Genomic DNA, 21,643 nt, shown 5'->3' on the forward strand with positions numbered 1-21,643 from the left:
CCTCAGGGGCGGTAACAGGTCGCCGCGGCCTGGCGTCGCAGGTCGACGTAGCGACGCGACGCGAAGTTCCGGGCCTGGGCAACCATGCGGTCGAAGCTAGCAAAACGGTGCACCGCTGCCCAGACGGTGACCGGTGTGCGAGACGGCACGGGGTACGCGTGACGGGCATCACCCCCGAGCGCGTGTAACGGGCATCCTTTGTGCGGAGCCCACCAAGTCCGCGCCGAAGCCTTTGTCGAGCGCTGACGGTGATCGGCCGAAGGACCCTGGGATAGCGTCACGGAGTCCCCGCCGTACCCCCGTCAACCTGCGGAGTTCCCCTTGAGTACCGCCGTCGCCACCGCCCGCCCCGGACAGGTCCTGGCCGACCTGCTGCCCGCCTCCCGCGTCCGGGACATCGCCCTCGTGCTCGGCGGCGCCGCGCTCACCGGCCTCGCCGCCCAGCTCTCCGTGCCCGTACCGGGCTCCCCGGTCCCGGTCACCGGCCAGACCTTCGCCGCGCTCCTCGTCGGCACCTCCCTGGGCGCCGGCCGCGGCTTCCTCTCGCTCGCGCTGTACGCGCTGCTCGGCCTGGCCGGCGTGCCGTGGTTCGCCGGCGGCACCCACGGGAGCGGCGCCTCCTTCGGCTACATCATCGGCATGCTGCTCGCCTCCGCCGCCGTGGGCGCCCTGGCCCGCCGCGGCGCCGACCGCTCGGTCCTGCGCATGGCGGGCACGATGATCCTGGGCGAGGCGATCATCTACGCCGTCGGCGTCCCGTACCTCGCGGTCAGCCTCGACCTGTCGACGAGCGCCGCGATCGCCGCCGGCCTCACCCCCTTCCTCCTCGGCGACGCCCTGAAGGCGGCCCTGGCGATGGGCGCGACGCCGACCGCGTGGAAGTTCGTCAACAAGCAGAGCTAGGGCCGTAGTTCCTGCGGAAGAGGCTCGCCGGGTCGTATCGCGACTTCAATCCGGCGAGCCTTCGTGTGTCCCCGTGTCGGACGGCTCTCGGTCCGACCGCCGGCCCCGAAGGCGGAGTTGACCGCCCGGCCCGGTGTCACGGGCACGGGCAGCGCGAAGGCCGGGTTGGAGCCGGGCCCGCGCGTTGCGCGAACCCGGTCTGGAAACCGGCGAGTTCGCAGGGAGGGCCGGGTGCTCCCGCGACCAGGCCCTCCCTTGTCCGGGCCCTGGCTCAGGTCTGGAGAGGCTGCCTCGGCCGTCGCTGCGACCAGTACAGGCCCGCCGCCCCCGCCGCGATCAGTGCCGCACCTGCCGCGCCCAGCGGCAGCACGTCACGACCGACGCCGGTCTTGGGCAGGGTGTCGCCGCCCGGCGCCACCGGCTTGTTGTCGGTGCCGAGCAGCAACGGGGTGGCCGGGGCGTTCGGCGACGGGTTCGTCGTACCGAACGGGACCGGGCCCTGCTGCCAGAACGTCTTCTTGCCGTCGGCGGACATCACCGGCAGACAGATCTTCCCGGCCTTGCTCAGGTCGTACGTCGCGTCGACGGCGTACGACTTCGACTTCCCCGCGGCGAGAGCGCCGACGGAGCACGTGAATCCGCTGTTGGAACCGGGCGGCAGATCCTTTTCGGCGATCGCCGAACAGCCCTGCACACTATTGACCTTGAGGCCGTCGAAACCGACGACCAGGAGATGGAGATCGCCGCTCTCCTTGGTCCCCTCGTTCTTCACCGTGGCGGTGATGGCCGTCTTCTTCGAACTGTTGTCGACAGAAATCTTCTCCGGCAGGAGCGTGGTCAGTTTCACACCCGCCGGTGCCGCGTCCATCGCCTTTCCGCCTTTGCTGCTTCCCGGTCCCTGGTCATCCGCCGAGGCGGTGAAGGGAAGGATCATCACCGCCGAGAAAGATGCCGTGAGCAGCGATCCTGTGATGGCCGTCGCGATGGTCGTCGCGCGACGAGAACTCATGTTCGTCCCCCTTGTGTTCCCCTGTGTCCCCCAGGGACTGCGCCTGAATTCGCAGTACTTGAAGAGGTACCACAAGATTTCTCCGCACTATGCTGGTACGGCATGAAGTGTGACCATTGTGGGGGTGCAGCGGATTGCCGGGGAATACGGGGAACTTGAGGAACGGCGGAACTCCGGGGCTATTGGTGACCGGACGTTATCGACTGGTCGAGAGCATCGGGCAGGGGGGAATGGGGCGGGTGTGGCGGGCCGCCGACGAAATGCTCGACCGGCAGGTCGCGGTCAAGGAGATGCGCATCGACGGCCTCGGCGCGGAGGACACCCGCACCCGCCGCGAGCGCACCCTGCGCGAGGCCAGGGCCACCGCCCGGATCGACCATCCCAACGTCGTACGGGTCTACGACGTCGTGGACGAGGGCGAACGCCTGTGGATCGTCATGGAGTTGGTGGCCGGCCGCTCGCTGGAGCGGATCATGGCGGAGGACGGTCCGATCGGCCCGCGCGAGGCCGCCCGTATCGGGCTGGGGCTGGTGGCGGCGCTGCGACAGGTGCACGCGGGGGGCGTCCTGCACCGGGACATCAAACCCGGCAACGTACTCGTCGAGAGCCGTGCGCAACGCGTGGTGCTCACCGACTTCGGTATCGCCGCGATCCAGGACGCCAAGGCGCTCACCATGGTCGGCATGCTCGTCGGCTCGCCCGACTACATGGCACCCGAGCGGATCTCGGGCCGCCCGCAGGGACCGCCCTCGGACGTCTGGTCACTGGGCGCGACGCTGTGCGCGGCCCTCGGCGGCCGTTCCCCGTTCTCCCGCGACACCACCCTCGCGACCCTGCACGCGGTGCTCTACGAGGAGCCCGAACTTCCGCCTGCGGCAGGCCCGTTGCGTGAGGTGCTGGCCGCGCTGCTGGAGAAGGAGCCGTCGGTCCGGCCGGGGTTGGAGGAAGTGGGGGAGGCACTGGGGCCGGTCGCGTTTCCTACGGAGGCCGAGGAACTCGGTGCAGTGGAAACGGAGTTGGTGGAGCCGCCCGACGCCTACGAGGAGTCACCCACCCCGGCCTTCCTGGAACCGTCGTTGGTCCGGGCGGCACGCGATCCCCGAGTACACGATCCGGATCCCGAACCCCATCCCCATCCCCACCCCGATCCCGATCCCGTTCCGCCCGTCGAGGACGCGATACCGACGCAGCGTCCGGCGGTGGCAGGCGTCTCCCTTGTGCGCCCCGAGCGCCCCGAGCGCCCCGAGCGCCCCGAGCGCCCGGTACCGCCGCGCCCCGCCCGCGGCCCCCGCCCGGACCTGGGCCCCCACCCCGCCCGTCTGCCCGGCCCGGCGCTACCGTTCACGACCCGCTCCCGCTCCCACCGCCGTACCGGACTCATCCCCGCCGCGGCCGTAGCCGTAGCGGGCGCGGTAGTCGCGGCGATCCTCGTGAACGGGAACGGCTCGTCCGACGACAGGTCTGCCACGGGTTCGGCATCGAAGGCATCTAAGGCATCGATCAGCGCCTCGCCGTCGACCCAACCTTCGGCCTCCGCCTCACTGTCCCCCTCCGCCTCTCCCACATCTCCGTCCCCCACCACCTCTCCCACCGTCGAAGGCACCTCCCGCCCCCCGAGCCTGCCCCCGGGTACGCACCAGGAGGCGGGCGGGTTCGCGTGGGCGACGCCCACCGGCTGGCGGCGGGATCTGAAGACGGGGGCCGAGGTCCACTACACGTCCCCGGACGGCAGCCAGGAGCTCGTGGGCAAGTCCTCCCTCGCCCGAGGTGACCTCATGCAGACGTGGGAGGCCTCGGAGCGGAACGCCCGCCAGGGGCAGGACTACCGGAAGATCCGCCTCGTCGGCACGACGTTCCGCGGGTACCCGGCGGTGGTCTGGGAGTACACGTTCACCCTCAAGGGCATCCCCTGGCACGCCCGGCTGCTCGGCTTCGACGCGGACGGGAAGTCGTACCAGATCAACACCTGGTACCGGCCGGACGCGGAGACCCAGGCCCTGAAGACCTACGACAAGGTCAAGAACAGCTTTGTCGTGCTGTGAACGCGGCTGGTGCCCCCGGGCTGCTGCGCCGAAACAGCCGTGTCACACTCGTCCCATGCGCGTGTATCTCGGCTCCGACCATGCGGGCTTCGAACTCAAGAACCACCTCGTCGAGTGGCTGAAGGAGGCGGGTCATGAGCCCGTCGACTGCGGGCCGCACATCTTCGACGCACAGGACGACTACCCGCCCTTCTGCCTCCGCGCCGCCGAGCGCACGGCCGCCGACCCCGAGGCCCTCGGCATCGTGATCGGCGGCTCCGGCAACGGCGAGCAGATCGCGGCGAACAAGGTCAAGGGCGTGCGGGCGGCCCTCGCCTGGAGCGAGGAGACCGCGTCGCTCGGCCGGCAGCACAACAACGCGAACGTCGTCGCGGTCGGTGCGCGGATGCACTCGCGGGACGAGGCGACGAAGTTCGTCGAGACGTTCGTGTCCACGCCGTTCTCCGAGGACCCGCGGCACCAGCGCCGCATCGACATGCTGACGGACTACGAGACGACGGGCGAGCTGCCGGAGATCCCGGCGCACCACCCGAAGCAGTAGAAGGCTTTTCAAGGCCCACCCGTCGAGTGACCGAGACGGGTGGGCGGGTGGGAAAGGAATTGCGGTAGTGCCAGAGGGGCACACGATTCACCGGCTTGCGCTGGACTACGCGAGCCGCTTCTCCGGCCGGCCGGCACAAGTCACCAGTCCCCAGGGCAAGTTCAGTGACGCCGCCGCGCTGCTGAACGGCACGGAACTCACCCGCACCGAAGCCCACGGCAAGCACCTGTTCCTCGGTTTCCGGGACGCCGACTGGATCCACATCCACCTCGGCCTCTTCGGCAAGGTCACCTTCGGCGACGCTCCGGCGCCCCCGCCCACGGACACCGTCCGCCTGCGCCTCGCCAACGGCACGTCGTACGTCGATCTCCGCGGCCCCACCACCTGCGCCCTGATCACGGACACCGAGAAGCAGGCGATACACGACCGCCTCGGCCCCGACCCCCTGCGCCCGCCGGCGGACACCGACCCGAGCGCGGCGTACCGACGCGTCGCCCGCAGCCGTACGACGATCGCGGCCCTGCTCATGGACCAGAAGGTCATCGCCGGCGTCGGCAACGTCTACCGCGCCGAGGTCCTCTTCCGGCTCGGCATCGACCCGTACCGCGCGGGCAAGGACATCACCCCCGCCGAGTGGGACGCGATCTGGGCCGACCTCGTCGATCTGATGCGCGAGGGCGTCCGCAACAACCGCATCGACACCGTCCGCCCCGAACACACCCCCGAGGCGATGGGCCGCCCGCCGCGCGTCGACGACCACGGCGGAGAGGTCTACGTCTACCGCCGGGCCAACCGCCCCTGCCACATCTGCGGCGGCGAGATCCGCACCGCCGACCTCGCCGCCCGCAACCTGTTCTGGTGCCCCAACTGCCAGAAGCGGTAAGGCGGTTCTAGAACCCGTGCGGCAGCCAGGGCGCGACCGTCGAGCCGAAGGCCAGTGACGCCTCCGCCAGCGCCCCCGCCCGCAGCTCCCGCACCCGCCCGGCACCCGCGAGTGACGCGAGGGACACCCCGCCGAGATACGCGGACCCCAACTCCCGTACGGACAGGGCGAGATCGGCCGGCTCCTCGGTGCGCTTGCAGGACGCGCCCTTCGCGTCACCGGTGAGCCGCCAACGCCCCTCGTTCCAGGGGCAGAAGGCGTCCTCGACCTCGAACACCACGTCCACGGGCGTCTGGTAGGTGCGCGCCTCCAGCGAGGCGCCGAGGTCCACCAGCCGTACGTGCAGCGAGTCCACCTGCCGGATCGAACACCGGCGGATGTCGGAGACCAGATGCTGCCAGGGGTCGTCGACGGGACGGCTGCGCAGCGCCACCTTCCGGGTCAGGTCGATGTCGAGGAGGAACCGCCACAGCGCCGCGTACGACGCCGGGTCCAGCGCCTCCAGATCCCGCAGCAGCACCGTCCCCTTGGGGCCCTGGGCGTCCCACTCCGGCTTGACGAAGTACCGCGTGTAGCCGACGACTTCACCGCCCGCCCGTCTCCCACCACCACCCTCAACCGAAGTCGCTTCGCTCCCCCCGAATCGCTCCGCGACCACGCACTGGAGCGGGGACCCGCCCTGCCGCTCGCTCTCCGGGTCCAGCAGCGGCAGTTGCTCCCACCCGGGCCGCCGCGCCAGCATCCCCGGCCGCCCGGCCACCTGCCGCGCGTACACCGCCTCGCACTGCTCGCGTACGGCGCCGGGTTCGGCGTAGCGCAGTCGTACGTCGTCCGTGCCCGGCGGCACCGAGAGCCGGACCCGGTCGGTGTCGATCTCGGCGGTCGTCCGCATCGTCGCGATGCCGTATCCGAACCGGCCGTAGATCACCGGCTCGGAGGCCGTCAGCACGGCGAACGGCTCGCCCCAGGACCGTACGTCGTCCAACTGCCGCCGCATCATGGACGTCAGGAGGCCGCGGCGCCGGTGGGTGGCGGCCACGCTGACCATCGTGATGCCCGCGACCGGCACGGAGGCGCCGCCGGGCACGGTGATCCGGAAGCTGAACGCGCCCGCGGTCCCCACGCACGCGTCGCCGTCCCAGATGCCGAGGGAGCGGTCGACCTCGGTGAGCCCGTCCCACAGCTCGCGCTCCTCGGGCGCCTCCGGCGTCCCGCCGAACGCGGTGATCAGGGTGTCGTACCAGGTGTTCCACTCGTCCCGCCGCAGCACCCGCAGCTCGGTCCGTTCGGCCCGCGTGTCTCTCGCATCTGTCCCCATGGACCATGCCTATCAGCGCATTGCGGGACGAGCCAGGGAATTTCCGCTCGGCGCCCGCACAGGAGCCTCTGGTGAAGTTCACTGTGAAGTTGAACCTCGCAGGGGGGACAAGTGGGACCTCCCGTGCCAAGCGGCTGGTCGGATGGATAGGGTCCCGAACTAATGGCAGCAGGACGAGAGCGGCGCGCGGAGGCCGACACGTTCATGGCCCGGTTGAGGAAGCTGGTTCACCGGGTCCGCACCGGCCTGCGCAGAAGTGCCGTCGACTACTTCCGCGGGGACGGCTCGGACTGGGTCGCGCTGGCCGGACTGCTGATCACGATCCCGGTGATCGCGGCCATGACCCTCGCCAACGCGGTGTGGTTCTCACCGGCCGCGCTGGTCCTGCCGATCGTCGCGGGCGGCCTGCTGCTGCGGCCCGCGAGCCTGCTCGGGCTGTACGCGGCGGCGGCCACCGGTCTGATCGTGGAGTCGGTGAAGCTCGGCCCGTACACCGAGGGACCGGCGCGGGTGACCCCGGGCGTGGTGCTCGTGGTGGCCGCGTGCGGCTTCTTCGGGCTGCTGATCGCCCAGTTCCGCAGCCGGGTGGGAGTTCCCTGGCGGCGCGGCGGCACCATGCTGTTCGACCTGCGCGAGCGGATTCGCGTACAGAGCAAGCTGCCCCAACTCCCGCAGGGCTGGCACCGGGAGATGGCGCTGCGGCCGGCCGGCGGGCAGTCGTTCTCCGGTGACTTCGTCGTCGCGGCCCGGACCAACGGCGGCCGGACGATGGAGGTCGTCCTCACCGACGTCTCCGGCAAGGGCATGGACGCCGGTTCGCGCGCCCTGCTTCTCTCCGGCGCCTTCGGCGGCCTGCTCGGCTCCCTGCCCCCGCACGCCTTCCTGCCCGCCGCCAACGGCTATCTCCTCCGCCAGGACTGGGACGAGGGCTTCGCCACCTCGATCCACCTCGTCCTGGACCTCGACTCCGGCGACTACGAACTCTTCTCCGCCGGCCACCCGCCGGGCCTCCAGCTCAGCGCGGGCAGCGGACGCTGGGAGGAGAAGGCGGCGGAAGGGCCACTGCTGGGGGTGTACGACGGCGCCCAGTTCGACCCGGTGAAGGGCTCGCTGCGGCCCGGAGACGTGCTGATGCTGTTCACGGACGGCCTGGTGGAGACCTCCGACCGGGACATCGTCGAGGGCATCGACCGCCTCACCGGCGAGGCCGACCGCTATGTCGCCGGCGGCTTCCACGGCGCCGCCTGGCACCTCATCGAGGCGGTCGCCAAGGACGTCAACGACGACCGCGCCCTGCTGCTGGTCTGCCGGGAGGGTCCTACGGCGTCGGCCTCGGCGTCGGCGCAGGGGCTGTCCCGGTGAGCCCCCTCCTCACGGTCACCGAGGTCGAGGCCGTCGCCCGCGCCGCGCACGAGGGCCAGACCGACAAGGCGGGCCGGCCCTACGCCGAGCACCTCAGGGCCGTGGCCGAGGGTGTGCGGGCGCGGGGCGGGGACGCGGAACAGATCGCGGCGGCCTGGCTGCACGACTCCGTGGAGGACGACGCGCTCACCGAGCGGTGGCTGCGCGAGGCCGAGCTGAGCCGTCGTACGAAGGACATCGTGCTCGCGGTCACCAAGCGGGCGGGGGAGACCCCGGAGGCGTACGCCGGGCGCGTGCTCGCGACCCCCGGCGCGCTCCTCGTCAAGGAAGCGGACCTGGCCCACAACGCGGACCCGGCCCGTCTCGCCGTCCTCGACGAGGCGACCCGCGCACGACTGACCGAGAAGTACGCGCGGATGCGCGCACTTCTCGGACTCGGCGTTTCCGACTAGGCGTTGACCTTCTCGCGCACGACCGGTTGCCCGAACTGCTCGCGGTCCCGGGCCAGTTCGGCCGCGTCGCGCCGGAACGCCCAGTCCATGCCCGGCTCGACCGCGAAGCGGAACACCCGTCGTACGGGCGCGGTGCACAGCAGGGTGACGGCGGTGGCCGCGAGGGCGCTCACGAGGAGCACGCCGTACGGCCGGTGCAGCCAGGCGTGGTGGAACAGCCCTGCGTAACCGGCGCCCTTGACCAGGAAGCCGTGCAGCAGATAGCCGTACAGGGTGCCCGCGCCGAGCGTCGTGAACCAGGTCCTCCGGCTCGGCACCCAGGAGTAGAAGCCGGCCGTCAGCAGCAGCGAGCAGCCGAACATCAGGAGCATCATCACCGGCCCCGCCCACCAGGGCGCGCCGAACTCCTGCGCGGAGTCGTGGTGGTAGAACCAGCCGGCGTTCATCCGCGGCACCGCCCACCAGCCGAACAGAGCGGCACCCGCGAACACCGGCACCGACAGCACGCGCACCGCACGCCGGCGTACCCACCGGAAGTGCTCGGGCCTGAGGACCAGACCGAGCACGAAGTACGGCAGGAACTGCGCCAGCCGCTGCAGATCGAAGTCGTCGGTCATGTCCGGCGTGCAGGACGCGAGCATGGCGATGCCGAGCGCGAACGGCAGCGGGTGGCGGACCAGTTTCCAGATCGGGGTGGTCAGCCGCCAGATGAACAACGCGCAGAGGAACCAGGTGAGATACAGCGGGTCGAGGAGGGTGATCTTCTGGTGCGGGTCGTCGTTCGCGTACCGGCTGAAGAGCGAGTAGGCGATCTCGAAGACGACGTACGGCACCGCGACGCCGGTGATGAGCCGCTTCAGGCGGTCGGGGCGGAGGTCGAAACTCCGGGAGAAGTAGCCGGAGATGATGATGAAGGCCGGCATGTGGAAGCTGTACACGACCATGTACAGGCCCTGAAGCACCCTGTTGTCGCCCTTGAGGGGCTCCCAGGAGTGCCCGATGGCGACCAGCAGGATCGCCAGGTACTTCGCGTTGTCGAAGAACGGGTCGCGGTGTCTGGCCTGTTCGCGCCGTTCGGTCTGTTCGGTGTGTTCGTTCTTTTTGCTCTGTTCGTTCTGGCCGGAGGGCGTGGGAGCGTGGAACATCTGAGGCACCCTAGCGTTGCCTGTGGGAATCAGTGAAACCATCGGACGCGCGTCCGAACAGTTTCTTAAATGTCACGATTCATACCGAACAAAAGGCGCAAAAGGCCATGCCGGGAACGCCCGTTCGTGTGCTGCTGCCAATAATTCGAACTACCGGCGAACGTTTCTCTTCCGAACCTTTGCGACCACCTATGCGTCACCCGCCGCATAGGTGGGCCGGGTTGGTGGCACGATGGTTCTGGCGGGGTGCGCGGGGTCGCGTCCCCGGGCCGGGAGAGCGGACCGACCGAGGGTGTGATCAGTTGTGGCCATTTCACTGTCTGTGGTGCTGCTGTTGGCGATCATCCTGGTGGTGTTGATCCGAGGGGGATCGATCAAGGCGGGCCCAGCCATAGTCGCCATCCTCTTCGGCTTCTTCCTCGCCTCGACCGGCATGGCACCGTCCATCAACCGGTTCCTCAACTCGATAGCGGAGACGATCAACTCGATCAGCTTCTGATGCGTCACCGCTTCACGAGACAGTCGGCGGGCGCCATGTTCGCGGCAGTCGCCGCCTTCCTGCTCACCCGCGACGCCACGTTCGGCTACTTCCGGCACGCGCTGCCCGACTGGGCGTACCGGGCCACGACACTCACCGGCCTCGCCTCGGCGGCCGTCGCCTACGGCATCGCCACGCTCTGGCTCCGCCGCCTGCCCTGACCGGACCGGAACGCCGGCCCGCGCGTTCCCGACGCCGCTGACCTCACGCGTCCCGGCCGGACTTGCGCCGAGCCCGCTTCGCTTCCTTCTCCGCATGCTTCCGCGCCGCCCGCTGCTCCCGCTCCGCCGCACGGGCCGCCTCTGCCGCCTTCTTCTCCTCGGCGCTGTCCCGCAACAGCTCGGCGACGGTGAAGCGGCAGCCGAGGCCGTTCAGGTCGCCGTCGTCGACCAGCAGGAAGCCCTCACCGGTCCGCAACAGCCGGGACCTTCGGGGGTTCGACAGAAACCGCGGCTCGTGGGAGCGGGCGAGCACCTAAAGGCGGGCCAGGGCCTCCTCGCGCGTGCCGTCGAAGTGCTCCAGGACCGTCGCCGTACAGCTGTGGTTGTAGACCCCGCGCATCTCTTCGACGATCAGACCCCACCGCTGCGACATCGCGCCCCGTACCGGCCGTCCCGAAGTCCCCGGAAACGATTCAGGGCCAGGCGGAGGAGCGATCCTCTGACCTGGCCCTGAGTCTTTTGGAGCGGGCGACGGGAATCGAACCCGCGTAGCTAGTTTGGAAGACTAGTGCTCTACCATTGAGCTACGCCCGCACATGACGCGCCGCAGGTCAGACGACCGCGGCACAGAAGGCATCGTAGCGGGTCGGGTGCCCTCGGCGCACACCGCCTTTTCCGTGCCCCGCCCTGTGACTCGCCGCGCACCCCGGCGCTCGTGAAATGCGGCGGCTCCACTGCCTGCGGCCATGTACCCTACGTGTCGCACCAGACGGGGTGTGGCGCAGCTTGGTAGCGCGTCCGCTTTGGGAGCGGAAGGCCGTGGGTTCAAATCCCGCCACCCCGACCACGTGCCGGACCTTCGGGGCCGGCAGCAGTACCGGTACCACACGAGGACCTCGCGAGATCGCCTTTTGGGGCGTCCAGCCGCTGCGGCTACTATGCAAGCTGCGCGCCCGTGTGTCTCTCACACTTTGAAGTCCTCCGGGCGACCAGAAACCGCCGGACCTGTCTGGGTCCGCAACCCAAGAAGTCAGCCCCCAAGGAGACCGAACCGTGAAGAGCGCCGTGGAGACCCTGAACCCGACCCGGGTTCGGCTCAGCATCGAGGTGCCCTTCGAGGAGCTCAAGGACAGCCTCGACGCGGCGTACAAGAAGATCAACCAGCAGGTCACGGTGAAGGGCTTCCGGAAGGGCAAGATCCCGGCGCGCGTCATCGACCAGCGGTTCGGCCGCGGTGCGGTGCTGGAGGAGGCGGTCAACGACGCGCTCCCGAAGTTCTACACCGAGGCGGTCAACGAGGCGGAGCTCAACCCGCTCGGCCAGCCCGAGGTCGACATCACGGAGCTGAAGGACGGCGAGACGCTGAACTTCACCGCCGAGGTCGACATCCGCCCGGCCATCGAGATCCCGGACTACTCGGGCATCGAGGTCGAGGTCGACGCCGTAGAGGTCAGCGAAGAGGACATCGACAAGTCCGTCGAGCAGCTCCGCGAGCGCTTCGCCTCGACCTCCCCGGTCGAGCGCGCCGCCGTCGACGGTGATGTCGTCACCCTCGACCTGGAGGCCAAGGTCGACGGAGAGGTCCTGGAGGACGGTGTCGCCGAGGGCGTCTCCTACACCATCGGTTCCGGCGAGCTCCTCGAAGGCATCGACGAGGCCGTGACCGGCCTGGAGGCCGGTGGCGAGGCCACCTTCGCCTCCGAGCTCAAGGGCGGCTCCGCGGCCGGCCAGGAGGCCCAGGTCACCGTCAAGGTCAGCCAGGTCGCCGCCCGCGAACTGCCCGCGCTGGACGACGAGTTCGCCCAGCTCGCCTCCGAGTTCGACACTCTGGAGGAGCTGCGCGCCGACAGCCGCAAGCGCCTTGAGAACATGAAGCAGTACGACCAGGCCACGCAGGCCCAGGAGCGCGTCCTGGACAAGCTGCTGGAGCTCGTCGAGGTGCCCGTCCCCGAGAAGCTCCTCGAGGACGAGATCAACACCCGCAAGCACAACCTGGAGCACCACCAGCTCGGTCAGATGGGCCTCGACCTGGAGAAGTACCTGGAGATCCAGGGCAAGACGGCCGAGGAGTTCGACGCCGAGACCAAGGAAGCCGCGGTCAAGGGCATCAAGACGCAGTTCGTCCTCGACGAGCTCGTCAACAAGGAGAAGCTGAACGTCAACCAGGAGGAGCTCACCGAGCACCTCATGCGGCGCGCGGCCTCCTCCGGCATGTCCCCCGACCAGTTCGCCCAGGCGGTCGTCGAGGGCGGTCAGGTTCCGCTCCTGGTCGGCGAGGTGGCCCGCGGCAAGGCCCTGGCCGTCGTGGTCGAGGCCGCCACCGTGAAGGACACGAACGGCGAGATCGTCGACCTGGACGACGAGGACGAGGACGAGACGGCCACCGAGACGGTCGAGGCCGTCGAGGCCGCCGAGGAGCCCTCCGAGGCGTAAGCAAGGCACACACAGGCACACAGGGGCCCCGGGGACATCGCACCCCGGGGCCCCTGCCCTTACCCGGGGTCTCACCAGCGCGGTACATGCGCTGACAGCGAACAGTTCCCTTTGCGGGATTCTCCGAAGGGACCCGCGCGTTAGGGTCCATGAATACGAGGGCAGGGGAGTCCCCGTTGCCCCCGGCAGTACACGTGAGACGGCCCGGCGCCGTCGTAAAGACGAGCAGGTGGATACGTGACGAATCTGATGCCTACAGCCGCCGGCGAGCCCTCTTTCGGTGGCCTCGGCGACCAGGTCTACAACCGACTGCTCGGTGAGCGGATCATCTTCCTCGGCCAGGCGGTCGACGACGACATCGCGAACAAGATCACCGCACAGCTCCTCCTCCTTGCCTCCGACCCGGAGAAGGACATCTTTCTGTACATCAACAGCCCTGGTGGTTCGATCACGGCGGGCATGGCGATCTACGACACCATGCAGTACATCAAGAACGACGTGGTGACCATCGCCATGGGCATGGCGGCCTCGATGGGCCAGTTCCTGCTCAGCGCGGGCACCCCCGGCAAGCGCTTCGCGCTGCCGAACGCCGAGATCCTGATCCACCAGCCCTCGGCCGGCCTCGCCGGTTCCGCGTCGGACATCAAGATCCACGCCGAGCGGCTGCTGCACACCAAGAGGCGGATGGCCGAGCTGACCTCCTTCCACACCGGCCAGACGGTCGAGCAGGTCACCCGTGACTCGGACCGCGACCGCTGGTTCGACCCGATCGAGGCCAAGGAGTACGGCCTCATCGACGACATCATGCCCACGGCCGCCGGTATGCCGGGCGGCGGCGGCACCGGGGCCTGAGGCCCCAGGACAGCCCCCAGCCGACCGCCACAGCCCCCAGGAGAGAGACAGTGAACAACTTCCCCGGCAACGGCCTGTACGACCACGCACGCGCCGAATACACGGCCCCGGCCGCCGAGTCCCGTTACGTGATCCCGCGCTTCGTGGAGCGCACCTCGCAGGGCGTCCGTGAGTACGACCCGTACGCGAAGCTCTTCGAAGAGCGCGTGATCTTCCTCGGTGTCCAGATCGACGACGCGTCCGCCAACGACGTCATGGCGCAGCTGCTGTGCCTGGAGTCGATGGACCCCGACCGTGACATCTCGATCTACATCAACAGCCCCGGCGGCTCCTTCACCGCGCTGACCGCGATCTACGACACGATGCAGTTCGTGAAGCCGGACGTCCAGACGGTCTGCATGGGCCAGGCCGCGTCCGCCGCCGCCGTCCTGCTGGCCGCCGGTACGCCGGGCAAGCGCATGGCGCTGCCGAACGCGCGCGTGCTGATCCACCAGCCCTACAGCGAGACGGGCCGGGGCCAGGTCTCCGACCTGGAGATCGCGGCCAACGAGATCCTCCGCATGCGTGCCCAGCTGGAGGACATGCTGGCCAAGCACTCGACCACGCCGCTCGAAAAGATCCGCGAGGACATCGAGCGCGACAAGATCCTCACGGCCGAGGACGCCCTGGCGTACGGCCTGATCGACCAGATCATCTCCACCCGGAAGATGAACAACGCCGACGTCCGCTGACGCGGACCCTGTATCGTCCACCACCCCTCGGCACGGTCCACGTGGAAGTGAACCGTGCCAAGGGGGGCCCGAACGGGGGGCCCGGCAAGGTACCGTCGGACATAAGGCAGCACCAGGAGCCGCTGGACCTAGGCGTCTCCCAGGCGAAGGGGAAGCACACCGTGGCACGCATCGGTGACGGCGGCGATCTGCTCAAGTGCTCGTTCTGCGGCAAGAGCCAGAAGCAGGTCAAGAAGCTCATCGCAGGGCCCGGTGTGTACATCTGCGACGAGTGCATCGACCTCTGCAACGAGATCATCGAGGAAGAACTCGCGGAGACGAGCGAGGTGCGCTGGGAGGAACTCCCCAAGCCCCGCGAGATCTACGAGTTCCTTGAGGGTTACGTAGTCGGCCAGGAGTCGGCGAAGAAAGCACTCTCGGTCGCGGTGTACAACCACTACAAGCGCGTCCAGGCCGGTGAGAACGGCGGCGGCCAGAGCCGCGAGGACGCCATCGAGTTGGCGAAGTCCAACATCCTGCTGCTCGGCCCCACGGGCTCGGGCAAGACGCTGCTCGCACAGACCCTGGCGCGCATGCTGAACGTCCCGTTCGCGATCGCCGACGCGACCGCGCTCACGGAGGCGGGCTACGTCGGCGAGGACGTCGAGAACATCCTGCTGAAGCTCATCCAGGCCGCCGACTACGACGTCAAGAAGGCCGAGACCGGGATCATCTACATCGATGAGATCGACAAGGTGGCTCGCAAGAGCGAGAACCCCTCGATCACCCGTGACGTGTCCGGCGAGGGCGTCCAGCAGGCCCTGTTGAAGATCCTGGAGGGCACCACCGCCTCGGTCCCGCCGCAGGGTGGCCGCAAACACCCCCACCAGGAGTTCATCCAGATCGACACGACGAACGTCCTGTTCATCGTGGGCGGCGCCTTCGCGGGCCTGGAGAAGCTCATCGAGTCCAGGGCCGGCGCCAAGGGCATCGGCTTCGGGGCGACGATCCGCTCGAAGCGGGAGCTGCAGTCCAAGGACCAGTTCGAGGACGTCATGCCCGAGGACCTGGTCAAGTTCGGCATGATCCCCGAGTTCATCGGCCGCCTGCCCGTCATCACCTCGGTCCACAACCTGGACCGCGAGGCCCTGCTCCAGATCCTCATCGAGCCGCGCAACGCACTGGTGAAGCAGTACCAGCGCCTCTTCGAACTCGACGGTGTGGAGCTGGACTTCGAGCGCGAGGCCCTCGAAGCCATCGCCGACCAGGCCATCCTCCGCCAGACCGGCGCGCGCGGCCTGCGCGCCATCATGGAGGAAGTCCTCCAGGGCGTCATGTACGAGGTGCCGTCCCGCAAGGACGTGGCCCGCGTGGTCATCACGGCGGACGTCGTCCTCTCGAACGTCAACCCGACCCTCATCCCGCGCGACGCGCGCGGCCGGGGCCCGGGCGAGCAGAAGACGGCGTAGCGACAACTCGTTCCACCACGAAGGGGCCCCGGTCAGTCCAACTGACCGGGGCCCCTTCGTGGTTGGGCTGTGTGTCAGGCCTTGACCCGGACGTCGTTGCGGAGCTTCGCGGCCATGGACGCCGTGCTCTCGATGGTGCCGCCGTTCCCGGCGGCGAGCTCGGCGATACCGAACGCGCTGACGACGGCGACGGTGCTGTGGTCGCCCCAGATGCACATCGGCAGCTTGATCGTCTTCGCGGCACCGGCGGCGGTGCTCGACGCGTCGCTGTTGGTGATCTCGGCGACCTGGCACTTCATGATGCCGTTGGAGAAGCCCGCCGGAGTGACCTTCTCCGGGCTGCCGACCAGCTTGCCGTCGCTGCTCTCGCTGCCCTGGTCCTTCTCCGACTCCGTCTTGACCTTCGCGAACATGGCGTCCACGACGGCCTCCGGGTCGTCGATCGTGCCGTACACCCCGTCGAAGGACAGCGTCTTCTGCGCCAGACCCGTGCCGTTCTCGTAACCGGCGCTGACCTCCACGGGGTTCTTCACGCCCCACTTCTGGAAGTCGGCCTTGTCGTCGTCGGTCATCGAGTTCGCGGAGTCGGCGTCGTTGTCCGACTTCTTGTACGTCCCGTTGATGACCGTCGCCGGCGTCGTCAGCTTGTGCGCGCCGTCGTCGGCCACACCACCGCTGCCGCCGCTCCCGCCCCCGATCACGAAGTACACGCCGACCGCGACGGCGGCCACGACCGCGACCGCGCCGATGATGAGCCCCGTCCGCTTCTTCCCGCCACCGGGCGCCGGGGGCTGCGGAACGCCGTACGGCGGCTGCCCGTAAGGCGGTTGCTGCCCGTACGGCGGCTGCGGCTGGCCATAGGGGGCCTGCGGGGGCTGCTGCGGGTAGCCGTAACCGGGCTGGGCGGGCGGTTGCTGGGGGTAGCCGTAGCCGGGCTGAGGGGCGCCCTGCGGCGCCTGCTGCGGAGGCGGACCGTAGGGACCCGGCTGACCGTACGGTCCGGGCTGCTGCGGCTGCCCGTCGTACGGGCCCGGCTGGTTGTAGCTCATTCTGGGTTCCCCTCCAGATACTTATGTGTTCCCGACATCCTGGCTCAGTCACAGGAACCACACGGCATCGGGGGCCGCACCGTTACAGAACAAACGCGTTTCGGGACACCCCCGCGACACCCCTAAACTGGCCCCGTGACCGAGAACGCTCAGCAGCAGCCATCAGCGCCCGACTCCGAACTGCCGACCCAGTACGCGCCGGCCGACGTAGAGGGGCCGCTGTACGAGCGCTGGGTGGAGCGGGGTTACTTCGAGGCGGACGCGAAGAGCGAGAAGCCGCCGTACACGATCGTCATCCCGCCGCCGAACGTCACGGGCTCGCTCCACCTCGGGCATGCCTTCCAGCACACGCTGATGGACGCGCTGACCCGTCGTAAGCGCATGCAGGGTTTCGAGGCGTTGTGGCTGCCGGGCATGGACCACGCGGGCATCGCCACCCAGAACGTCGTCGAGCGCGAGCTCGGCAAGGAGGGCAAGTCCCGGCACGACCTGGGCCGGGAGGCGTTCGTCGAGCGCGTCTGGCAGTGGAAGGACGAGTACGGCGGCAAGATCCTCGGCCAGATGCGCCGCCTCGGCGACGGCGTCGACTGGACCCGCGAGCGCTTCACCATGGACGAGGGCCTGTCCCAGGCCGTCCAGACCATCTTCAAGCGGCTCTACGACGACGAGTTGATCTACCGCGCCGAGCGCATCATCAACTGGTGCCCGCGCTGTCTCACCGCGATCTCGGACATCGAGGTCGAGTACCAGGACGACGACGGCGAGCTCGTCTCCATGAAGTACGGCGAGGGAGACGACACCATCGTCGTCGCCACGACCCGCGCCGAGACGATGCTCGGCGACACCGCCGTCGCCGTCCACCCCGACGACGAGCGCTACAAGCACCTCGTCGGCCGGCACATCAAGCTGCCGCTCACCGACCGCACCATCCCGGTCGTCGCCGACACCCATGTCGACCCCGAGTTCGGCACCGGCGCGGTCAAGGTGACCCCGGCCCACGACCCGAACGACTTCGCCATCGGCCAGCGCCACGACCTCGAAGCGCTGACCGTCATGGACGAGCGCGGTGTCATCACCGTCCACGGCCCCTTCGAGGGCCTGGACCGTTTCGAGGCCCGTTCCGCGATCGTCGCCGCGCTGCGCGCCGACGGCCGGATCGTCGCCGAGAAGCGGCCCTACGTCCACTCCGTCGGCCACTGCTCCCGCTGCAAGACGACCATCGAGCCGCGGCTGTCCATGCAGTGGTGGGTCAAGGTCGCCCCGCTCGCCAAGGCGGCCGGCGACGCGGTCCGCGACGGCCGCGTCAAGATCCACCCCCAGGAGATGGAGAAGCGCTACTTCGACTGGGTCGACAACCTCCACGACTGGTGCATCTCACGGCAGTTGTGGTGGGGCCACCGCATTCCGGTCTGGTACGGCCCGGAGGGTGAGGTCGTCTGCGTCGGACCCGACGACGAGCCGCCCACCGGCGACGGCTGGACCCAGGACTCCGACGTCCTGGACACCTGGTTCTCCTCCGGCCTGTGGCCCTTCTCGACCCTCGGCTGGCCCGAACAGACCCCGGATCTCAAGAAGTTCTATCCGACCGACGTCCTGCTCACCGGCCACGACATCATCTTCTTCTGGGTCGCCCGGATGATGATGTTCGGCCTGTACGCGATGGACGGTGAAGTCCCCTTCAAGACCATCGCGTTGACGGGTCTGGTCCGCGACCAGTTCGGCAAGAAGATGTCCAAGTCCTCGGGCACCGCGGTGGATCCGCTGGACTGGATGAACGCGTACGGCTCCGACGCCGTCCGCTTCACCCTGGCCCGCGGCGCCAACCCCGGTACGGACGTGCCGATCGGCGAGGACTGGGTCCAGGCCTCCCGGAACTTCGCCAACAAGATCTGGAACGCCACGCGCTTCGCGCTGATGAACGGCGCGACGATCGAGGGCGAACTCCCGCCCGCCGAGCAGCTGTCGGCCACGGACCGCTGGATCCTCTCCCGTCTCAACAAGACGGTCTCCCAAGTCGACGCGCTCTACGACGACTTCCAGTTCGCCAAGCTCTCCGACGCGCTCTACCACTTCGCGTGGGACGAGGTCTTCGACTGGTACGTCGAGTTGTCGAAGACCACGTTCATGGCGGGCGGCGAGCCCGCGAAGGTCTCCGGCCGCGTCCTGGGCGAAGTCCTCGACGTCACCCTGAAGTTGCTGCACCCGATCGTCCCCTTCGTCACGGAGACCCTCTGGACGACCCTCACGGGCGGCGAGTCGATCGTCATCGCGGACTGGCCCAAGGACTCGGGCTTCCGCGACGAGGCCGCCGAGCGCGAGATCGAGACGCTCCAGCAGGTCATCACCGAGGTCCGCCGTTTCCGCGCCGACCAGGGCCTCCAGCCCGGCCAGCGCGTCCCGGCCCGCCTCACCCTGACCGGCACGGCCCTCGCACCCCACGAGGCCGCCATCCGCCAACTCCTCCGCCTCCAGCCGGAGGGCGACACCTTCGCGGCGACGGCCACCCTCCCGGTCGGCGGCGCCACGGTCGCCCTCGACCTCTCCGGCACGATCGACGTGGCGGCGGAGCGCAAGCGCCTCGCGAAGGACTTGGCGGCGGCCGAGAAGGAGAAGGCCCAGGCGACGGCCAAGCTCGGCAACGAGGCGTTCCTGGCCAAGGCCCCGGACAACGTGGTCGACAAGATCCGAGGCCGCCTCACGAAGGCCGACGAGGACATCGAGCGCATCAAGACCCAGCTGGACGGCTTGCCGGAGGCGTAAGGGCCTGTAGTCGGGTAAGGGGCTCCGGTGCGTATTCAGCGCCGGGGCCCTTTGCCCCATCCAGGGGCGCGGGGAACTGCGCGACCAGCCCCCACCGGCCCGCAGACGAAAGAACACGGCGACCTCCGTAGACTGACCCACGTGACTGACAGCGACCCGTTCGACGAGATCATCGAGGCCGAGACCGACCGCGACCCGGATCTCGCGGTCATCGAGGCCGGCAGCCGAACCCTCCGTACCCAGGGCACCGGCGCTCCGCAGGCCGACGTACCCGGTCGCCCTGAAGACCCCAAACTGGACGCCGCCCTCCGCGAGGTAGAGGCAGAGCTGGCCACCCGCTGGGGCGAGACGAAGCTGGAGCCGTCGGTCAGCCGTATCGCCGCGCTGATGGACGTCCTGGGGGACCCCCAGCGCTCGTACCCCTCGATCCACATCACGGGGACCAACGGCAAGACGTCCACGGCCCGCATGATCGAGGCCCTCCTCGGCGCCTTCGAGCTCCGCACCGGCCGCTACACCTCCCCGCACGTCCAGTCGATCACCGAGCGCATCAGCCTCGACGGCGCCCCGATCTCCGCCGAGCGGTTCATCGAGACGTACAACGACATCAAGCCGTACGTCGAAATGGTGGACGCACAGCAGGAGTTCAGGCTGTCGTTCTTCGAGGTGCTGACGGGGATGGCGTACGCCGCCTTCGCGGACGCGCCCGTCGACTTGGCCGTCGTCGAGGTCGGGATGGGCGGCACCTGGGACGCCACCAACGTCATCGACGCGGACGTGGCCGTGGTCACCCCGATCGATCTCGACCACACCGACCGGCTCGGCGGGACGACCGGTGAGATCGCCACCGAGAAGGCCGGCATCGTCAAGCAGGACGCGACCGTGATCCTGGCGCAGCAGCCGGTGGACGCGGCGCAGGTGCTGCTGAAGAAGGCCGTCGAGGTCGACGCGACCGTGGCCCGGGAAGGGCTCGAATTCGGGGTCGTGTCGCGGCACGTCGCCGTCGGCGGGCAGCTGATCAACCTGCGCGGGCTCGGTGGCGAGTACGAGGAGATCTATCTCCCCCTGCACGGGCCGTACCAGGCGCACAACGCTGCCGTCGCCCTCGCCGCCGTAGAAGCGTTCTTCGGTGTCGGGGCCCAGCGGCCCGATCCGCTCTCGATCGACACGGTGCGGAAGGCCTTCGCGTCCGTCACCTCCCCCGGGCGGCTGGAGGTCGTGAGACGGTCCCCGACCGTCGTGCTCGACGCGGCGCACAACCCGGCGGGCGCCCGTGCGACCGCCGAAGCCGTGGCGGAGGCGTTCGACTTCAGCAGGCTGATCGGAGTGGTCGGGGCCAGCGGCGACAAGAACGTCCGTGGGCTGCTCGAAGCCTTCGAGCCGATGTTCGCCGAGGTCGTCGTCACGCAGAACTCCAGTCACCGCGCGATGGACGCGGACGAGCTCGCCGCGATCGCCGTCGAGGTGTTCGGCGACGAGCGTGTGCAGGTCGAGCCGCGGTTGCCGGACGCGCTGGAGGCGGCGATCACGCTGGCCGAGGAGGACGGCGAGTTCGCGGGCGGCGGTGTGCTCGTCACCGGTTCCGTCATCACCGTAGGTGAGGCCCGACTGCTCCTCGGGAGGGGCTGAGTTTCCGTGCGTACGCTCTGTTCTTCGACTCTGCTCGGCGAGTTCTTCGTGATCGGGTTCGCCGGTCTGGTCGCCATGAAGGACCCGGATCTGACCACGTCCACGGTGTGGACGGTGTGCGGGATCGCGATGTTCCTGTCGGTCGCGCTGTGCGGCGCGGTGACCCGGCCGGCCGGCATCGCGCTCGGCTGGGCGCTGCAGATCGCGCTGATCGCGGCGGGCTTCGTGGTGCCGTCGATGTTCTTCCTCGGGGTGATCTTCGCGGCCCTGTGGTGGGCGTCGGTGCACTACGGCCGGAAGATCGACGAGGCGAAGGCGCGGTTCGCGGCGCAGGCCGCGCAGGCCGACTCCGCCACTCCTGGCGCGGCGTGACTCCACTACACCTGA

20 protein-coding genes and 2 tRNA genes are annotated in these 21,643 nt (G+C 69.2%); 16 read left to right on the forward strand and 6 right to left on the reverse strand.

From position 1 onward, the window contains the following. The first annotated feature begins 321 nt into the window (after window positions 1–321). A complete protein-coding gene (locus OC490_RS13575; protein ID WP_262058153.1) occupies window positions 322–903 on the forward strand; it encodes a biotin transporter BioY in 582 nt (193 codons plus the stop codon). Between the two features lie 271 nt (window positions 904–1,174). Here the strand turns inward: OC490_RS13575 and OC490_RS13580 are convergent, their stop codons facing one another. Continuing rightward, window positions 1,175–1,912 (reverse strand): LPXTG cell wall anchor domain-containing protein, encoded by a 738-nt coding sequence (locus OC490_RS13580; RefSeq protein ID WP_262058154.1) that lies wholly within the window; start codon window positions 1,910–1,912, stop codon window positions 1,175–1,177. A 230-nt stretch (window positions 1,913–2,142) separates the two neighbouring features. Here OC490_RS13580 and OC490_RS13585 point away from each other — a divergent pair, with 230 nt between their 5' ends. The 3 genes from OC490_RS13585 to OC490_RS13595 all read left to right on the forward strand — a co-directional run bounded on the left by OC490_RS13585 (window position 2,143) and on the right by OC490_RS13595 (window position 5,378). Further along, on the forward strand, window positions 2,143–3,954 hold the full coding sequence (locus OC490_RS13585; RefSeq protein WP_410098622.1) for a serine/threonine-protein kinase: 1,812 nt from the start codon (window positions 2,143–2,145) through the stop codon (window positions 3,952–3,954). Between the two features lie 55 nt (window positions 3,955–4,009). Next, window positions 4,010–4,495, forward strand: coding sequence for a ribose-5-phosphate isomerase (locus OC490_RS13590; protein WP_262058156.1), 486 nt, complete (start codon window positions 4,010–4,012; stop codon window positions 4,493–4,495). Between the two features lie 67 nt (window positions 4,496–4,562). Then, on the forward strand, window positions 4,563–5,378 hold the full coding sequence (locus OC490_RS13595; protein ID WP_262058157.1) for an Fpg/Nei family DNA glycosylase: 816 nt from the start codon (window positions 4,563–4,565) through the stop codon (window positions 5,376–5,378). 7 nt (window positions 5,379–5,385) lie between these two features. Here the strand turns inward: OC490_RS13595 and OC490_RS13600 are convergent, their stop codons facing one another. Beyond that, a complete protein-coding gene (locus OC490_RS13600) occupies window positions 5,386–6,696 on the reverse strand; it encodes a GNAT family N-acetyltransferase (protein WP_262058158.1) in 1,311 nt (436 codons plus the stop codon). A gap of 162 nt (window positions 6,697–6,858) precedes the next feature. Here OC490_RS13600 and OC490_RS13605 point away from each other — a divergent pair, with 162 nt between their 5' ends. Together OC490_RS13605 and OC490_RS13610 are read left to right on the forward strand one after the other, a co-directional pair. After that, complete coding sequence (locus tag OC490_RS13605) at window positions 6,859–8,058, forward strand: PP2C family protein-serine/threonine phosphatase (protein WP_262058159.1); 1,200 nt, start codon at window positions 6,859–6,861, stop codon at window positions 8,056–8,058. Beyond that, on the forward strand, window positions 8,055–8,510 hold the full coding sequence (locus tag OC490_RS13610) for an HD domain-containing protein (protein WP_262058160.1): 456 nt from the start codon (window positions 8,055–8,057) through the stop codon (window positions 8,508–8,510). The genes OC490_RS13605 and OC490_RS13610 overlap by 4 nt, the downstream gene beginning before the upstream one ends. Here OC490_RS13610 and OC490_RS13615 read toward each other — a convergent pair. Next, entirely contained in the window at window positions 8,507–9,655 is a 1,149-nt protein-coding gene (locus OC490_RS13615) for an acyltransferase family protein (RefSeq protein ID WP_262058161.1), read from the reverse strand. The genes OC490_RS13610 and OC490_RS13615 overlap by 4 nt on opposite strands. Window positions 9,656–9,959: 304 nt before the next feature. Here OC490_RS13615 and OC490_RS13620 point away from each other — a divergent pair, with 304 nt between their 5' ends. After that, a complete protein-coding gene (locus tag OC490_RS13620) occupies window positions 9,960–10,154 on the forward strand; it encodes a hypothetical protein (RefSeq protein ID WP_026178055.1) in 195 nt (64 codons plus the stop codon). Further along, window positions 10,154–10,354 (forward strand): hypothetical protein, encoded by a 201-nt coding sequence (locus OC490_RS13625; RefSeq protein ID WP_262058162.1) that lies wholly within the window; start codon window positions 10,154–10,156, stop codon window positions 10,352–10,354. Before OC490_RS13620 ends, OC490_RS13625 begins: the two co-directional genes overlap by 1 nt. A gap of 43 nt (window positions 10,355–10,397) precedes the next feature. Here the strand turns inward: OC490_RS13625 and OC490_RS13630 are convergent, their stop codons facing one another. Next, entirely contained in the window at window positions 10,398–10,610 is a 213-nt protein-coding gene (locus OC490_RS13630) for a hypothetical protein (RefSeq protein WP_262058163.1), read from the reverse strand. 264 nt (window positions 10,611–10,874) lie between these two features. Continuing rightward, a tRNA-Gly gene (locus tag OC490_RS13635) sits at window positions 10,875–10,948 on the reverse strand. A gap of 176 nt (window positions 10,949–11,124) precedes the next feature. Here OC490_RS13635 and OC490_RS13640 point away from each other — a divergent pair. The 5 genes from OC490_RS13640 (at window position 11,125) to clpX (ending at window position 15,818) form a co-directional block, all read left to right on the forward strand. Then, a tRNA-Pro gene (locus OC490_RS13640) sits at window positions 11,125–11,201 on the forward strand. Between the two features lie 206 nt (window positions 11,202–11,407). Further along, complete coding sequence (gene tig / locus OC490_RS13645) at window positions 11,408–12,787, forward strand: trigger factor (RefSeq protein ID WP_262058164.1); 1,380 nt, start codon at window positions 11,408–11,410, stop codon at window positions 12,785–12,787. A gap of 249 nt (window positions 12,788–13,036) precedes the next feature. Beyond that, a complete protein-coding gene (locus OC490_RS13650; RefSeq protein WP_262058266.1) occupies window positions 13,037–13,639 on the forward strand; it encodes an ATP-dependent Clp protease proteolytic subunit in 603 nt (200 codons plus the stop codon). A gap of 50 nt (window positions 13,640–13,689) precedes the next feature. Continuing rightward, window positions 13,690–14,370, forward strand: coding sequence for an ATP-dependent Clp protease proteolytic subunit (locus tag OC490_RS13655; RefSeq protein ID WP_315986674.1), 681 nt, complete (start codon window positions 13,690–13,692; stop codon window positions 14,368–14,370). A 161-nt stretch (window positions 14,371–14,531) separates the two neighbouring features. Then, the gene (clpX, locus tag OC490_RS13660) at window positions 14,532–15,818 is read left to right on the forward strand and encodes an ATP-dependent Clp protease ATP-binding subunit ClpX (RefSeq protein ID WP_019065572.1); all 1,287 of its coding nucleotides are present in this window, start codon (window positions 14,532–14,534) and stop codon (window positions 15,816–15,818) included. 74 nt (window positions 15,819–15,892) lie between these two features. Here clpX and OC490_RS13665 read toward each other — a convergent pair whose 3' ends face one another. After that, window positions 15,893–16,867 (reverse strand): hypothetical protein, encoded by a 975-nt coding sequence (locus OC490_RS13665; protein WP_262058165.1) that lies wholly within the window; start codon window positions 16,865–16,867, stop codon window positions 15,893–15,895. Window positions 16,868–17,002: 135 nt separating this feature from the next. On the opposite strand from OC490_RS13665, the gene OC490_RS13670 reads away from it, so the two are divergent. From OC490_RS13670 to OC490_RS13680, 3 genes are all read left to right on the forward strand, one after another. Beyond that, window positions 17,003–19,627, forward strand: coding sequence for a valine--tRNA ligase (locus tag OC490_RS13670; protein WP_262058166.1), 2,625 nt, complete (start codon window positions 17,003–17,005; stop codon window positions 19,625–19,627). Between the two features lie 141 nt (window positions 19,628–19,768). Continuing rightward, the gene (folC, locus tag OC490_RS13675) at window positions 19,769–21,256 is read left to right on the forward strand and encodes a bifunctional tetrahydrofolate synthase/dihydrofolate synthase (protein WP_262058167.1); all 1,488 of its coding nucleotides are present in this window, start codon (window positions 19,769–19,771) and stop codon (window positions 21,254–21,256) included. A gap of 6 nt (window positions 21,257–21,262) precedes the next feature. Continuing rightward, the gene (locus OC490_RS13680; RefSeq protein ID WP_262058168.1) at window positions 21,263–21,628 is read left to right on the forward strand and encodes a DUF4233 domain-containing protein; all 366 of its coding nucleotides are present in this window, start codon (window positions 21,263–21,265) and stop codon (window positions 21,626–21,628) included. Window positions 21,629–21,643 lie beyond the last annotated feature (15 nt).

It is taken from the genome of Streptomyces sp. STR69, assembly GCF_024519455.1.
Lineage (GTDB): Bacteria > Actinomycetota > Actinomycetes > Streptomycetales > Streptomycetaceae > Streptomyces.